The 14,303-nt window shown below is 60.5% G+C and carries 12 protein-coding genes and 1 pseudogene; 8 read left to right on the top strand and 5 right to left on the bottom strand.

What is annotated here, in order from left to right; all coding sequences use genetic code 11:
• Nucleotides 1-75 precede the first annotated feature (75 nt).
• Entirely contained in the window at nt 76-828 is a 753-nt protein-coding gene (gene pyrF, locus KDL09_RS14810; protein WP_294386555.1) for an orotidine-5'-phosphate decarboxylase, read from the bottom strand.
• Nucleotides 829-915: 87 nt separating this feature from the next.
• Here pyrF and purE point away from each other — a divergent pair, with 87 nt between their 5' ends.
• A complete protein-coding gene (purE, locus tag KDL09_RS14805) occupies nt 916-1,437 on the top strand; it encodes a 5-(carboxyamino)imidazole ribonucleotide mutase (RefSeq protein ID WP_294386552.1) in 522 nt (173 codons plus the stop codon).
• Entirely contained in the window at nt 1,434-2,576 is a 1,143-nt protein-coding gene (locus KDL09_RS14800) for a 5-(carboxyamino)imidazole ribonucleotide synthase (protein ID WP_294386550.1), read from the top strand. The genes purE and KDL09_RS14800 overlap by 4 nt, the downstream gene beginning before the upstream one ends.
• A 614-nt stretch (nt 2,577-3,190) precedes the next feature.
• On the opposite strand, the gene KDL09_RS14795 is transcribed toward KDL09_RS14800, so the two are convergent.
• Together KDL09_RS14795 and KDL09_RS14790 are read right to left on the bottom strand one after the other, a co-directional pair.
• Entirely contained in the window at nt 3,191-4,369 is a 1,179-nt protein-coding gene (locus tag KDL09_RS14795; protein WP_294386548.1) for a Gfo/Idh/MocA family oxidoreductase, read from the bottom strand.
• A 39-nt stretch (nt 4,370-4,408) separates the two neighbouring features.
• Complete coding sequence (locus KDL09_RS14790; RefSeq protein ID WP_294386546.1) at nt 4,409-5,971, bottom strand: FAD-dependent oxidoreductase; 1,563 nt, start codon at nt 5,969-5,971, stop codon at nt 4,409-4,411.
• A 113-nt stretch (nt 5,972-6,084) separates the two neighbouring features.
• On the opposite strand from KDL09_RS14790, the pseudogene KDL09_RS14785 reads away from it, so the two are divergent.
• From KDL09_RS14785 to KDL09_RS14760, 6 genes and pseudogenes are all read left to right on the top strand, one after another.
• Nucleotides 6,085-6,459 (top strand): annotated as a pseudogene (locus KDL09_RS14785) (FKBP-type peptidyl-prolyl cis-trans isomerase); the annotation flags it as partial.
• A 28-nt stretch (nt 6,460-6,487) separates the two neighbouring features.
• Entirely contained in the window at nt 6,488-7,873 is a 1,386-nt protein-coding gene (locus tag KDL09_RS14780) for a sulfatase-like hydrolase/transferase (protein WP_294386541.1), read from the top strand.
• A gap of 133 nt (nt 7,874-8,006) precedes the next feature.
• Nucleotides 8,007-9,113, top strand: coding sequence for a fatty acid desaturase (locus KDL09_RS14775; RefSeq protein WP_294386538.1), 1,107 nt, complete (start codon nt 8,007-8,009; stop codon nt 9,111-9,113).
• 20 nt (nt 9,114-9,133) lie between these two features.
• Nucleotides 9,134-11,308: an excinuclease ABC subunit UvrB gene (gene uvrB, locus KDL09_RS14770; RefSeq protein ID WP_294386537.1), complete on the top strand. Its 2,175-nt coding sequence runs from the start codon at nt 9,134-9,136 to the stop codon at nt 11,306-11,308.
• A gap of 94 nt (nt 11,309-11,402) precedes the next feature.
• Nucleotides 11,403-11,600, top strand: a complete 198-nt coding sequence (locus KDL09_RS14765; protein WP_294386535.1) for a hypothetical protein — start codon at nt 11,403-11,405, stop codon at nt 11,598-11,600.
• 35 nt (nt 11,601-11,635) lie between these two features.
• A complete protein-coding gene (locus tag KDL09_RS14760) occupies nt 11,636-12,643 on the top strand; it encodes a Gfo/Idh/MocA family oxidoreductase (RefSeq protein WP_294386533.1) in 1,008 nt (335 codons plus the stop codon).
• Here the strand turns inward: KDL09_RS14760 and KDL09_RS14755 are convergent, their stop codons facing one another.
• Together KDL09_RS14755 and KDL09_RS14750 are read right to left on the bottom strand one after the other, a co-directional pair.
• Complete coding sequence (locus KDL09_RS14755; protein ID WP_294386531.1) at nt 12,644-13,441, bottom strand: ABC transporter permease; 798 nt, start codon at nt 13,439-13,441, stop codon at nt 12,644-12,646.
• The gene (locus KDL09_RS14750; protein ID WP_294386528.1) at nt 13,438-14,217 is read right to left on the bottom strand and encodes an ABC transporter ATP-binding protein; all 780 of its coding nucleotides are present in this window, start codon (nt 14,215-14,217) and stop codon (nt 13,438-13,440) included. The genes KDL09_RS14755 and KDL09_RS14750 overlap by 4 nt, the downstream gene beginning before the upstream one ends.
• Nucleotides 14,218-14,303: the final 86 nt, after the last annotated feature.

Here is a 14,303-nt window from a genome sequence, read left to right as displayed (position 1 = left end):
TCATCCATCCGCCTGAATACGCATCTGGCAAGCGGCTTCAGCGTATCGTTTTCGCCATTCTCAAACTTGAAAGAATCAGCTCAGCGCCTGCTGAATCTGGCGCATCCAGTGCTCAGCCCGGGCGGCGAAGGTCAGATCGTCCTTCTGATACAGAACGCCCCGCGACACATTGACCAGCAACGGCGCCTTGCGACCGCTCCCCTTAAGCGCCGCCAGATCGCCGCCCTGCGCCCCGAGACCCGGAATCAGCAGCGGCACGTCTGGGATATGATCCAGCACGTCCGGGGCGGCATTCGTCAAACCGACCACCAGTCCGGCTTGCGGATGGCCTTTCGTCATCTCGGCCACAAGTTCATACACCTGCCGGTCGCCGGTCTTTTGGAGTTCGATGTCCTTCGCACCCGGATTCGACGTCACCCCGAGCAGATACAGCCCCTTGTCCGTGTATTTCAAAAACGGCTCCAGCGTGTCGCGGCCCATGTAGGCGTTCAGCGTCACCGCATCGACGTTCATCACGTCGAAACAGGCCTTCGCGTAGTAGCCCTGCGTTTCCCCGATGTCCCCCCGCTTCACATCGAGCACGATCGGAATCTCCTTCGGAATCTCCTTCAAAATCTCCTCCAGCATCTTCACCCCACGCCAGCCCAGCGCTTCGAAATAGGCCGAGTTCGGCTTGAACGCCGCGGCAAACGGCGCGGTCTGCGCGATCACATCGAGAATCCACTGCTTGGTCGCTTCTTCGGCGTTTTCCGCCCGTACATCGAGCCCCACGCAGAGATTCGATCCGGTTTTGGCGATGCGTTGATTCAGCTTGTCGAGAAAAGTCATGCGCTGTTCACATGGCACGGCTTTTCGCTCCCGCCAAATCGAAGATTTGACGCTGCCCCGCCCCCCGCCATCCTGCCAGCCTTCCCGATGAGCACAGACCCCGCCATCAAGCCCCTCGTGGGCATCATCATGGGTTCCAGTTCCGACTGGCCCACCATGCAAAACGCCGCCCAGGTGCTGCAGGACTTCGGCGTGCCCTTTGAAAAGAAAGTCGTCAGCGCACACCGCACGCCGCAACTTCTCTACGATTATGCCACCACCGCCTCGCAACGCGGTCTGAAGTGCATCATCGCCGGCGCCGGCGGTGCCGCGCATCTGCCCGGCATGACCGCCAGCATGACCACCGTGCCCGTTCTCGGCGTTCCGGTGCAAAGCCGTGCACTGAGCGGTATGGACAGCCTCTACTCCATCGTGCAAATGCCCGGTGGCATCCCCGTCGCCACCTTCGCCATCGGCAATGCCGGAGCGCTCAATGCCGGGCTCTTCGCCGTATCGATGCTCGCGAACGAAAATCCTGATCTCGCTGCCAAGCTGAAGTCCTTCCGCGAACGGCAGACGCAGAAGGTGCTCGAAAGCCAGAAGGAACTCGAAGTCGAACCGAAGAAATGATGTTCCCGCCTCCTTCGACGATCGGAGTCCTCGGCGGCGGTCAGCTCGGACGCATGCTCGCCCTCGAAGCACGCCGCGCCGGTCATCGCATCGCCATCTTCACCGACGAACCGCAGGGCTGCCCCGCCGGCCAGTTCGCCGACACCGAAATCAATGCGTCCTACGACGACACCGAGGCCCTGAACCGCTTTTTGCAGCAGGTCGATGTCGTCACCGCTGAGTTTGAAAACATTCCCGCATCGTGCCTGCAGGCCGTCGAGGCCGTCAAACCGCTGCGCCCGAGTTCCAAGGCGTTGTTCACCACGCAGCATCGGGAACGAGAAAAGAATTTCCTCCGCGACCAAGGCATCGCCTGCGCGCCATTCCGCGTCGTCGATGATTTGAAGAGCCTCGAAGCTGCTGTGGCCGAACTCGGCCGCCCCTGCGTCATCAAAACCGCCGCCTTCGGCTACGACGGCAAAGGCCAGTGCAAAGTCACCGCCGAGACCAATCTCGCGGACGCTTGGAAAGGCTTCGAAGGCCATCGCGCCGTCGTCGAGCAATGGGTCAGCTTCGTTTGCGAAGTCTCCGTCGTCGGCGCACGCGGCATCGACGGCAGCATGGCCACGCATGGTTGCGTCGAGAACCAGCACACGCATCACATCCTCGACGTTACCATCGCCCCCGCCCGTGTGGAGCCGCAGATCATCGCGCAGGCGGTCGAACTGTGGAAGGCCGTCGCCGAAGGGCTCGATTACATCGGCACCATGGCCGTTGAGATGTTCGTCACCACCGACGGCCAGGTCATCGTCAACGAAATCGCTCCGCGTCCGCACAACAGCGGCCACTACACCATCGACGCCTGCCGCACGAATCAGTTCCAGCAGCAGCAGCGCGCCGTCTGCGGCCTGCCGCTCGGCGATGCCTCCCAGCACACGCCCGCTGTCATGATCAATCTCCTCGGCGACATCTGGCCCGCCCCTCTCATCCACCCCGACTGGTCGCCCGTGTTGAATCATCCACGCGCCAAGCTCCACCTCTACGGCAAACGCGAAGCCCGCGCCCGCCGCAAAATGGGCCACTTCACCGTCCTCGGCGACACGATTGACCAAGCGCTCAACGACGCGCTCGCGATCCGCAAGGCGCTGGGGATTGGATGATTTGAGGTTACGGGCAACAATCCAAGCCCCTCAACTTGCACCAGCCAATAGGTTAGCGAAATCCTGTGCAGAAGTGGGAGCGAGTCGATAGATGCGATCAATGCTTCCCAGCAAGGGCGTTTTACCATCGGCAGCCCACCTCATAGCTCGTTCAGCTTTCTTTGAACTGTAAGTGAGTCTCTGCAAAACATCGGCTGGAACCGTTCGAGCTGTCTCAAATGCTGAAACCACGCTTGGCAGCAAGACGTGGTCGGAACAAGTCCAGCAAACGGCTCTGTGCCAAGGGTGGCGTTGCGCAGCGGAGTCTAAGGTTTCAGCTTCCCATCTGCCATGCGATTCTGCTGGGTAACGCTCCGGATGTTCTCTGATAAAGTCACCGACAGTCAGAATTCGAGCGACCACAAACCGGCAAAGCACATGAATGCATTGCCCACGTAAAGTTATCGGATAAATGACATCCCCAACACCAACCCCTGCGCGGGTAAAGCTCGGTTGTGACACATGTGGACCACCGAATAAAAATGGGATCCGAGTATCAGGCAAGCCAGTTTCCGCTAGTTGCACACGCACACGGCTCCAATAGACAGTAAAGGCACTATTCATGATCGCAGCGGTCACACCTTCACCCACGTCTTCGCCTTGCTGCTTTGCAGGATCGCCTCGCAGAGTTTGACCTCATGATGGCCGTCGGCGGCGGTGGCGAAGAGGGGTTCCGTTTTTTTGCCGCTGGCGATGTGCTCATAGACGGCGCGGTAGTGCATCTTGTGGCAGTCGTTGAAGCCTTCGGCGTGGCCGGGCGGGTAGTCGGTGAAGTTGGCGACGTCCTCCAGAAATCCGGGCGTGCCGCGTTGCAGAATTTGATTCGGTTCGTCACGGCGGCCGAGAATGATCTCGTTCGGTTCCTGCAGGTCCCAGCGCACGCTGCCCTTCGTGCCATAGATGCCGAAGCTGAGGCTGCACTTCCAGCCGGCGGCTACCTGCGAGATGCTCGCGTTCGCATGCACGCCGTCGGCGAAGCCGTGCCCGGCCTTGCCGAACTTCAAGAGCACGCTGCCGAAGTCCTCGGTATCGACCTTGTAGTCGATCAGCTTGTTCCGATCCGCCCTGGCGAAGGAATGCACCTCGCCCTTGGGACGCTTGCGGGTTTTGTGGAAGGTTTCGATGTGGGCGAAGACGGAGTTCGCCTTCGCGCCGAGCACAAAACTCACCGCATCGATCCAATGCGTTCCGATGTCGCCCACGGCGCGCAGTTTGCCGCCCTCGCTGGCGAGCACCCGCCAGTTGTAGTCGGTCTCATGCAGCAGCCAGTCCTGGAAGAAGTGGCCCTGAACGTTGATGATCTTGCCGAGGTCCCCGCGGGCGACCATGGCGCGCATCTGCAGGATGGCGGGGAAGAAGCGGCAGACGTAGTTCACCGCGAACACCGGACCTCTTTTGCCGCCTTTGCGCACCGCATCGACGACAAGCTGCGTTTCCTTCGTCGTCATGCCGAGCGGCTTTTCGCAGATGACATGCTTGCCCATGGCCAGCGCGCTCAGGCACTGCTCGACGTGCACCTTGTTCGGCGAGGTGATGTGCACCACGTCGATGTTCGGCGAGGCATACATCGCCTCGCGATCGTAGTCGCCGTAGATCTCGGGAATGCCCCACAGGTCGCCGACCTTGCGCGCACTTTTCGTGGAGCCGCAGATGCCGTTCACCGTCACACCGAGCCGCTTGAGGGCTTCGATATGAACGGGGCCGATGAATCCTGTGCCGATGATGCCTGCGCGAAGTTGGTGGAGTGGGGTCATGGTCGCGCAGCGAAGATGCGGCGTGATAGATGGTCAAGATCAGGCTTCGAGAATGTAGCCGCAGGCCAGTGTTTGAAAGCGCTCTACCTGGTGCGCGGTCGTTGCGGCATCCCAGCCGAGTTCCGAGGCCATCAGCGCGGCCACACGAGGTGCGGCGGACATGCTGGACTGCGCATCGAGCAGAAGGCAGCGGCTGCGACGTGCGAGAACATCGCCCACGGTGCGCGCCATTTCGTGACGCGTATGGAAGATGACCTCCGCGCAGGTCAGATCGAGCTTTGGATGCACCTTGCCCGCCCACTCGGGTTCTTTTTCCATCAAGGCTCGAATCTCCGCCGCATCGCTGCCATAAACCGCGAGCGGATCACGCGGATCGAGCAAGGTGTCGCCCCCGTGGATCATGAGTTCATGCGTCACGCAGCGCTTCACGCCGATTCCGGCGATCAATTCGGCGTGGTCGACCACATCTTCGGCCATTCGGCGATACGTCGTCCATTTGCCACCCGTGATCGTGATGAGACCGGAATCGGAAACGAGGATCGTGTGGTCGCGCGAAAGCGCGGCCGTGGACTCCGCATTTTTCATCGCCACCAGCGGCCGCAGACCCGCATAGATGCTCAGCACATCGCCCGGCCTCGGATCGCGGGTGAGGTAGCGCGCCGCGTGCGTCATGAGAAACTCGATTTCATCCGGGAGCGCCCGCGGTTCGACCGTCGCATGCTCCATGGGCGTGTCCGTGGTGCCAACGATGACGCGGCCATGCCACGGCACGGCGAAGAGCACGCGTCCGTCGTCCGTCTTCGGAATCATGATCGCCGAGTCGCCGGGCAAAAACTCGCGCGGCAGCACCAGATGCACGCCTTGGCTCGGCGCGACGATCCTGGCGGCCTTCTCATCGTCCATGTGCCGCACATCGTCGACGAACACACCCGTGGCGTTGATCACGCACTTCGCACGAATCTCATGCTGCGCTCCGGATTCGACGCATTCGGCTTTCACGCCTACGACATGCCCGTTCTCCTTCATCAAACCGACGCAGCGTGTGTGATTGAGCGCAATGGCACCATGATTCACCGCCGTGCGCGCGAGATGGATGGCGAGACGCGCATCATCGAACTGTCCGTCGTGATACACGATGCCGCCTTCGAGTCCCTTGGTCTCCAACGTGGGCAGTTGCTCGATGATGTCGTCCCGCGTGAGCCAGCGTGACGGCTCCAGTCCGAGCTGGCCTGCAAGCGCGTCATACATCTTCAGGCCGATGCCGTAAAACGGCCCTTCCCACCAGTGATAGCTCGGAATGACGAACTGCAGACTGTGCACGAGATGCGGTGCGTTGCGCACCAGCAAGCCGCGTTCCCGCAGTGCTTCGAGCACAAGCGAGACATTGCCCTGCTTCAAATAGCGCACGCCGCCGTGCACCAGCTTCGTGCTGCGGCTGGAGGTGCCTTTGGCGAAGTCCGACTGCTCCACGAGCACCACGGAGTGCCCGCGTGAGGCAGCATCCACCGCCGCGCCCAACCCCGTGGCCCCGCCTCCGATGATCGCGATGTCAAACGGACCGCTGTGAGCGGTGAGCTGCGAAAAAAGGCGGTCACGGTTCATGTCGCGAGTGTAGCGGCATTTTGCATTCGTCATTCGACATTTCTTGCATCGCTTGCTAGCCTCCCCGTTCCAAACCAACCCCCACAACCATCATGTCTGACATCGCACTCGCCAAAGGAGAAAAGTTCCTCGAAGACAACGCCAAGAAAGATGGCGTGAAAGTCACGGCCTCCGGCCTCCAGTACAAAGTGATCACGGAAGGCACCGGCAAGAGCCCAAAGGCCACCGACACCGTTGAAGTTCACTACGAAGGCACCCTGATCGACGGCAAGGTCTTCGACAGCAGCTACAAGCGCGGTGAAACGATCGAGTTCCCGCTGAATCGCGTCATCGCCGGATGGACCGAAGGCGTGCAGCTCATGAAGGAAGGCTCGAAGTTCCGATTCTACATCCCATCGAAACTCGCCTACGGCCCGCGTGGTGCCGGTCGCGACATCGGCCCGAACGAGGCGCTCATTTTCGACGTGGAGCTCTTCAAGGTGAAGTAAATCGCCACCTGCCTGCGTTGAGACGGGCATGCGAGCCTTTCTCTTCCTGATTCTGTCGGCTGCGTGTTTCGCCGCGCAGCCGAACATCATTCTCATCGTCAGCGATGACCAAGGTTACCCCGATCTCGGGTGCATCGGCACGAAGCCGCTGATCACGCCGAACCTGGACAAGCTGGCCGCCGAAGGCGTGCGCGGAACAAGCTTTTATGTCACGTGGTGCGCCTGCACGCCATCGCGCGGCAGCATCCTCACAGGGCGCTACCCACAGCGCAACGGTCTCTACGACATGGTGCGCAATGACATGGTCAATTTTGGCCACACGTTCTCCGAAGAGGAATACGCGGTGTCGCCGGAGATGACTCTCGGTTTGGATGTACGCGAGATCACGATCGGCGACATGCTGCGCAAGGCCGGCTACGCGACCGGTTGCGTTGGCAAATGGGACATGGGTCAGGCGAAGCGCTTCCTGCCGCTGCAGCGCGGCTTCGATTTCTTCTACGGCCACGGCAACAACGGCATCGACTACTACACGCACGAGCGCTACGGCGTGCCGTCGCTCTTCCGCGGCAACACCCGCACGCAGGAGGACAAAGGAAAATACGTGACCGACGTGTTTCGCCGCGAGTCGCTGTATTTCCTCAACGAGCACGCCGGAAACAAGCCCTTCTTCCTCTATCTCTGCTTCAATGCTCCGCACAGCGCGTCCTCATTCCCCGAGGATGTCGAGGCGGGCAAAAAGAAGGCCGGAGTCGGCGTGCAGGCGCCGGAAAAGTACGTCGCCATGTATCGCGACAAGGTGAAGGACGAGAAACTCGCCCGCTACTGCGGCGCGGTGACCTGCATGGACGAAGCCATCGGCGCCTTGTTGGATTCGATCGACAAAGCCGGGCAGAAGGACAACACGCTGATCCTTTTCATCTCCGACAACGGTGGCAGCGGCAACGGCGGCAACGCCCCGCTGAAGGGCAGCAAGAGCACCATGTGGGAGGGCGGCCTGCGGGTGCCTTTCATCGCCCGCTGGCCCGGAAAACTGCCTGCGGGCAAGGTGACGGACGAGTTCCTGACGTCGTTGGAATTCGTGCCGACCCTGCTGGCCGCAGCGGGGTCTCAGGGACCGGAAGGCGTGAAACTGGACGGTTTCGACATGCTGCCAATTCTGCGCGGCGAAGCCAAATCCCCTCGTAATGAGATGTTCTGGCAGCGCCGGAGCGACAAGGCGGCCCGGTTTGAAAACTGGAAGTGGCTGGAGTCCGCCAAGGGCAACGGCCTCTACGACCTGAGTACCGATCTGGGGGAAACGAAGGATCTGAGCGCCGAAAAGCCCGAGATCGCAAAGATGATGCGCGGCCGGTTTGAGGCCTGGCGGGCCGAGATGGACGCCGCCGAGCCACGAGGTCCGTTTCGGGACTATTGATGGGTAGTGGCCTCTGGCTGAGGGCTTCATGTCAACCGGGCCATTTCGCCAGATTACCAAAAATGAGAGGTTTTTAACAAATTGAGCGCGGGACTATTCTGAAAAACCTGCTACATAGCGCGCTCCACCAACCATGACCAGCGTACCTGCGATGACACCAGCCCAGCCTCAGGCCACCATAACCGAATGGAAAAAAATCGTGGCCCCCTTCCAGGTTCCGTCGATTACCCGTGCCACCTGGCAAATCGTCAACACCTTCGTCCCTTACGCTCTGCTGTGGTATGCGATGTGCTGGAGTCTGGCGGTTTCCTACTGGCTGACGCTTGGCTTCGCCGCAATCGCCGGCCTGCTGCTGGTGCGAGTGTTCATCATTTTTCATGACTGTGGCCACGGTTCCTACTTCAAATCCAAAACCGCCAGCAACGTCGTTGGGTTCATCTGCGGCATGCTCACCTTCACACCCTACGGGCACTGGAGCTGGCAGCATTCCGTGCATCACGCCACCTCCGGTGATCTGAGCCGCCGCGGCGATGGCGACATCTGGACGATGACGGTGAAGGAATACCAGGATGCCACGCCGAAGACCCGCTTCTGGTACCGCCTGATTCGCAATCCTTTCATGCTGCTCGGCGTCGGCCCGTTGTTCCTGTTCCTTGTCCATCAGCGCTTCCCGTCGCCGCGTGCGAAGGGCAAGGACCGCGCCTCCGTCATGACAATGAACATCGCCCTGCTGCTGATGGTCGTCTCCCTGAGCTGGCTGTTCGGCTTTAAAAACTACGTCTTGATGCAGCTTCCTGTCACCATGTTCGCCGGCATGGCGGGCATCTGGATGTTCTATGTGCAGCACCAGTATGAAGACGTGTACTGGGAGCATCGCGAAGACTGGGACTACACCACCGCCGCGCTCGAAGGCAGCTCCTTCTACAAGCTGCCAAAAATCCTCCAGTGGTTCACCGGAAACATCGGCTTCCATCATGTGCACCATCTCAGCTCACGCATCCCCAACTATTACCTGGAGCGCTGCCACAATTCGCACCCGATGTTCTATTCGGTCAAACCGATGACCTTCTGGTCGAGCCTGAAGTGCATCAATCTGCGCCTCTGGGACGAATCCGACCGCAAGCTCATCTCTTGGAAGGAATACAGGCAGCGCTACGCTCAAAAGGCTCCGGCCGCGGCGGAAGAGGTGGATCCAGCGGATCTGCCGGCGCCAAGTGAGGCCGGTTCGGGCATGCCCTGAGCCGCTCCTCCCTTCACGCCATGTCCGGCTTTCGGCTCAACACCGAGTATCAGCCCCAGGGCGATCAGAGGCAGGCCATCGCCAAGCTGACGAAGTCCGTCCGTGCCGGAAACCGGCACCAGACGCTCATGGGCGTGACGGGCTCGGGCAAGACCTTCACGATGGCGAACATCATCGCGGAGGTCGGCCGGCCCGCTCTGGTGTTCTCACACAACAAGACGCTCGCTGCGCAGCTTTACTCGGAGTTCAAAAACTTCTTCCCTGAGAACGCGGTCGAGTACTTCGTCAGTTACTTCGACTACTACCAGCCGGAGGCCTACATCGCCCGCACGGACACCTACATCGAAAAAGACAGCGCGGTAAACGATGAGATCGAGCGCCTGCGTCTTTCCAGCATGGGTGCCCTCCTCACGCGACAGGACACGATCGTGGTCGCAAGCGTGAGCTGCATCTACGGTTTGGGATCGCCCGAGGACTACGAGGGCATGATGTTGCCGGTCAATGTGGGGCAGCAGATGTCACGTGAGACACTCCTCACCAAGCTGGTGGACATGCTTTACGAGCGCAACGACGTTCAGCTCCAGCGCGGCAAGTTCCGCGCTCGCGGTGATGTGATCGAGGTCGTGCCCGCATATCTGGAGAGCGAGGCGATCCGCATTGAGTTCTTCGGCGATGAAATCGACCGCATCAGCGTCGTCGATGTGCTCACCGGCACCGTGACGCTGAAGATGCCAAGCTACACGATCTTTCCTGCCAAGCAGTTCGTCACGCCCGGCGACAAGCTGCGCAAGGCCATCGTGAAAATCCGCGAGGAGATGGAGGAGCGCGTCGCCTGGTTCGAAAAGGAGGGCAAGCTGCTCGAAGCGCAGCGCATCAAAATGCGCACGCAGTACGATATCGAGATGATGCAGGAGATGGGCTTCTGCCAGGGCATCGAAAACTACAGCCGCCACCTCACCGGCCGCGAACCGGGTGCCACGCCGGGCACGCTGCTCGACTTCTTCAAGGAGCCGCCGCTGATGTTCATCGACGAAAGCCACGTCACCATCCCGCAGATCGGCGGCATGTATGAAGGCGACAAATCACGCAAGACGGTGCTCGTGGAGCATGGATTCCGGCTTCCCAGCGCCCTCGACAACCGCCCGCTGCGCTTCGAAGAGTTTATGAGCAAGGTCGGCCAACTCGTTTACGTCAGCGCCACGCCGTCACGATTCGAAATGGAGAACAGCACGGTGGGAAACACCGGTTACATCGCGAAGAGTGTCGATGCTCTACCCTTCACCAAAACCGTGCGCATCAGCGGCAGCGCCGAGCCCATCGAAAAATTTGATGTCACGACCAAAGGCCGATCGCTGGTCGTCGAACAGATCATCCGGCCCACCGGATTGCTCGATCCGATCATCACAATCAAGCCGCTCAAAGGTCAGATCGATGAAACCATTGAGCTCTGCCGCCAGCGCATCGAGAAAGGCGAACGCGTGCTCGTCACCACGCTCACGAAACGCACGGCAGAAGACCTCACCGACTACCTGCGCAATCTCGATCTCAAAGTCCGCTACCTGCACAGCGACATCGACGCCATCGAGCGTGTCGAAATCCTGCGCAGCCTGCGCGCCGGAGACTGCGACGTGCTCGTCGGCATCAATCTTCTGCGCGAAGGTCTCGACCTTCCCGAAGTCAGCCTCGTCTGCATTCTTGATGCCGACAAAGAAGGATTTCTCCGCAGCGAATCATCGCTCATTCAGACCGCCGGCCGCGCCGCGCGTCACATCCACGGCGAAGTCGTGCTCTTTGCCGATCTCCAAACGAAAAGCATCCAAGCGCTGCTCAGCATCAGCGGTTACCGCCGCCAGGTGCAGACCGAGCACAACGAAAAGCACGGCATCACGCCGCAGACCGTGCAGCGCGCCGTGCAGGAAAGCCTGCAGATCCTCGGCAAGGCCCGCGAGATCGAGGAGAGCGTGGTCCGCGAAGGCGGCGGCGACTACGCCATCACCGAAACGATCCGCGAACTCGAACAGGAAATGGCCGAGGCCGCCATGAAACTCGAATACGAACGCGCCGCCCTCCTGCGCGACCAGATCCGCGAACTCAAAAAGCGCGCCGGCCTCAACGCCGACGACAGCGGTGCCATCCCACCGCGTCAGGAGGTCAAATACGGCAAGCCGAAGAGAGGCGGGAAGCGGCGTAGTTAGCATTCATTGCCCTGATGACATCATTCAGAGCATCAATGCGGCAACGGGCGGGTGATCTGGCATGATTTGGCGTGCGACAACCCGCACGCTCATCATGAAAGCAAACCTTATCGCGCTTCCGTTGATCCTCGCCGGCCTATGCCTTTCCAACTGCGTCAGCACCGGGCTGCAATTCCGGAACTCATTCAGCGGCAACGTCACCCCGGGTGAGCGAGTGGTCGCCGGAACCGTCGATCTCGTCACGCTGCCCATTCAGCTGCCAGTGGTTGCCGCCATGAAGCTTTCTGAGTGAAGAATGACCTCCGGCGCCGTTTCAGATGAATCATCATGAAACGACGCTCCTTCCTTCTCGCCTGCAGCACGGCCGCTTTTGCCGCTACTCCGCCTTCAAGGCTTCGCATCGGCCAGATCGGCACGGAGCATGCGCATGCGGCGGGCAAGATGACGGCGATGCGTTCGCTGACGGATCTGTGGGAGGTCGTGGGTGTGGTCGCGTCTGACAAAGGATACGACGGCGTGCCAGTGCTGACGGAGGAGCAACTGCTCAGCACGCCTGATTTGAAGGCGGTGGCGGTGGAGACTCGGGTGGAAGATTCCTGCGCCACGGCGATGCGCTGCGTTCAGGCGGGCAAGCATGTGCATCTCGACAAACCGGGCGCGTTGAACCACGACGAATTTAAGACGATGCGGCTCGACGCGGAGAAGCGCGGACTGACGGTGCAGATGGGCTACATGCTGCGCTACAATCCGGCATTCGAACTCCTCTTCCAGGCCGTGCGCGAAGGCTGGTTCGGCGAAATCACCGAGATCGATGCTGCGATGGGCAAACTGGCCAATGGCAGCACGCGTGGGGCCATTCGTAAGCTCGAAGGTGGCGGGATGTTTGAGCTGGCCTGCCATGTGATGGACGCGGTCGTCACGCTTTTGGGAAAGCCGCAAACGGTGATCGGTTTTTCGACGCCAACCCAGGACGATGGAGTGAAAGACAATCAGATGGCCGTGCTGCAGTACCCCAAAGCCACGGCAGTGATCCGCTGCAATCACGCAGATCCGTTTGGCGGCCCTCGTCGCCGGTTCAACGTGACCGGAACCGAAGGAACCTTCGAGATCGTGCCGCTGGAAAGCGGGAAGGTGAACCTGTCACTCACCACGGCGCGAGGCAGCTACAAGAAGGGCACGCAGTCGTTCCAGCTCGATGTGCCGAAGGATCGCTATGCCGGCGAGTTTTCGGATCTGGCCAAAGTCGTGCGCGGTGAGAAGAAGCTCGCGTGGGATGCGGCGCACGACATTGCCGTGCATGAGACCGTGCTGCGTGCAGCGGGGGTTTGGAAATGACTACTGCGTCGCGAACTTCGTCAGCAGGCCGCGTTTGCGGGTGATGTTGAGCACGCGCACGAACAACATGCCGGCGAGTGTCAGGTAAAGGGCGTTCAGGCCGAAGGATAGCCCGAGCATGCTCCAACTCGCAGAACCCGTGTCCATCACGTGCCGCATGCCCTCGAAGATCGGCGTCGCAGGGAACAGCCAGGCAAAGGGGCGCGACCATGCGGGCATGTCCTCGACGCGATAGAACACCGCCACAAACGGCTGGATGAAGAACGGCACCGCCCAGGCGAGTGATTCCGCCGCCTGTCCCCAGCGCAGGATGAGCGCGGTGGAAATCATGCCGAGCGACCAGCCGAAGATCATCAGATTGAGGAAGAACGGCAGCAGCCACCATTGGAGCTGGAAGACGTTGAACTTATAGCCGAACCACGAAACCACACTCATCACCACAAAGGTGACCAGAATGCGCAGGAATCCGACGATGTAGGTGGCACTGAGGTATTCCATTGTGCGCACGGGGGCCACGAAGACGTTGAGCAGATTGCGCGTCCACACGTCTTCGAGAAACGAGATCGCCACGCCCTGCTGCGCACGAAACAGGATATCCCAAAGGATCATTGCCCCGAGAAAGAAGAGCACGAAGGAGGCGAACTTTTCATCGCTGTTCTTCTGGATGAAGACGGTCACGTTTCCCCAAATGACAAGATCAACGAGGGGCCAGAACACGAGTTCAACCAGTCGCATGGGAGTGCGCTGGTAGAGAAACAGGTAGCGCATTACGAGCGCGCGGATGACGTAAAAATTCATGATGCTTTCTCCTTCTCCGGCTCATCCACGATCTCACCGTCGCGGGCGATTTTGATGAACACGTCCTCCAGCGAGCTGCTGCTGGACTGGGCGACGATATCCGCAGGCGTGCCTTCGCAGACGATCTTCCCTTTGTGCAGGAAGATGACGCGGTCACAGACCTCCTCGATGTCGCGCATGTTGTGGGAGGTGTAGAGGATGCCGATATTGCGCTCGCGCTGCACCTTGCGCACGACCTTGCGCACCTTGTCGGCGATGTCGGGATCGAGCGACGCGGTGGGTTCGTCGAGCATGAGCAGCTCGGGGTCGTTGAGGAAGGCTTTGACCAGGTTCACGCGTGTGGACTCGCCGGCGGAGAGCTGTCCGGTGACACGCTTCTGCAGGTGCGCGATTTCGAGCAGCTCCATCAGCTCGGCGATCTTCTGCTTCGGATTTGGCACGCCATAGATGCCCGCGAACACGCTGAGATTCTGCCATACGAGCAGGTTGCCGGGAAGCGCGGTGTAGGCGGAGGAGAAGTTCGCGCGGCGCAGAATCTCAATGCGGTTCGCCTGCAACGGCATGCCGAAGGCGTTCAGTTCGCCGGACGTGGGTAGCGTGAGGCCGAGCAGGCAGTTCATCGCGGTCGTCTTGCCCGCGCCATTCGCGCCGAGCAGACCGAGCACCTCACCGCGATGCAGCTTGAAGCTGAAGCGGTCGAGCGCCTTCACGCCGTCGAACTCACGCGTGAGTTCGCGGGCCTCGAGGATCACTTCGCGGGTGTCGGGAGAGGACATGCGGCTTCAGAGATATCCGTCGATCGGCAGTTGGCCGTTCGAGGCGCAGATGAACATGGTGCCGGGCTTCGTCGTGCTCGGTTTGA

The organism is Prosthecobacter sp., assembly GCF_020439865.1.
Classification (GTDB): domain Bacteria; phylum Verrucomicrobiota; class Verrucomicrobiia; order Verrucomicrobiales; family Verrucomicrobiaceae; genus Prosthecobacter.
Note: the sequence above shows the minus strand (reverse complement) of the source record. Positions and strands in the feature narration are given on the sequence as shown.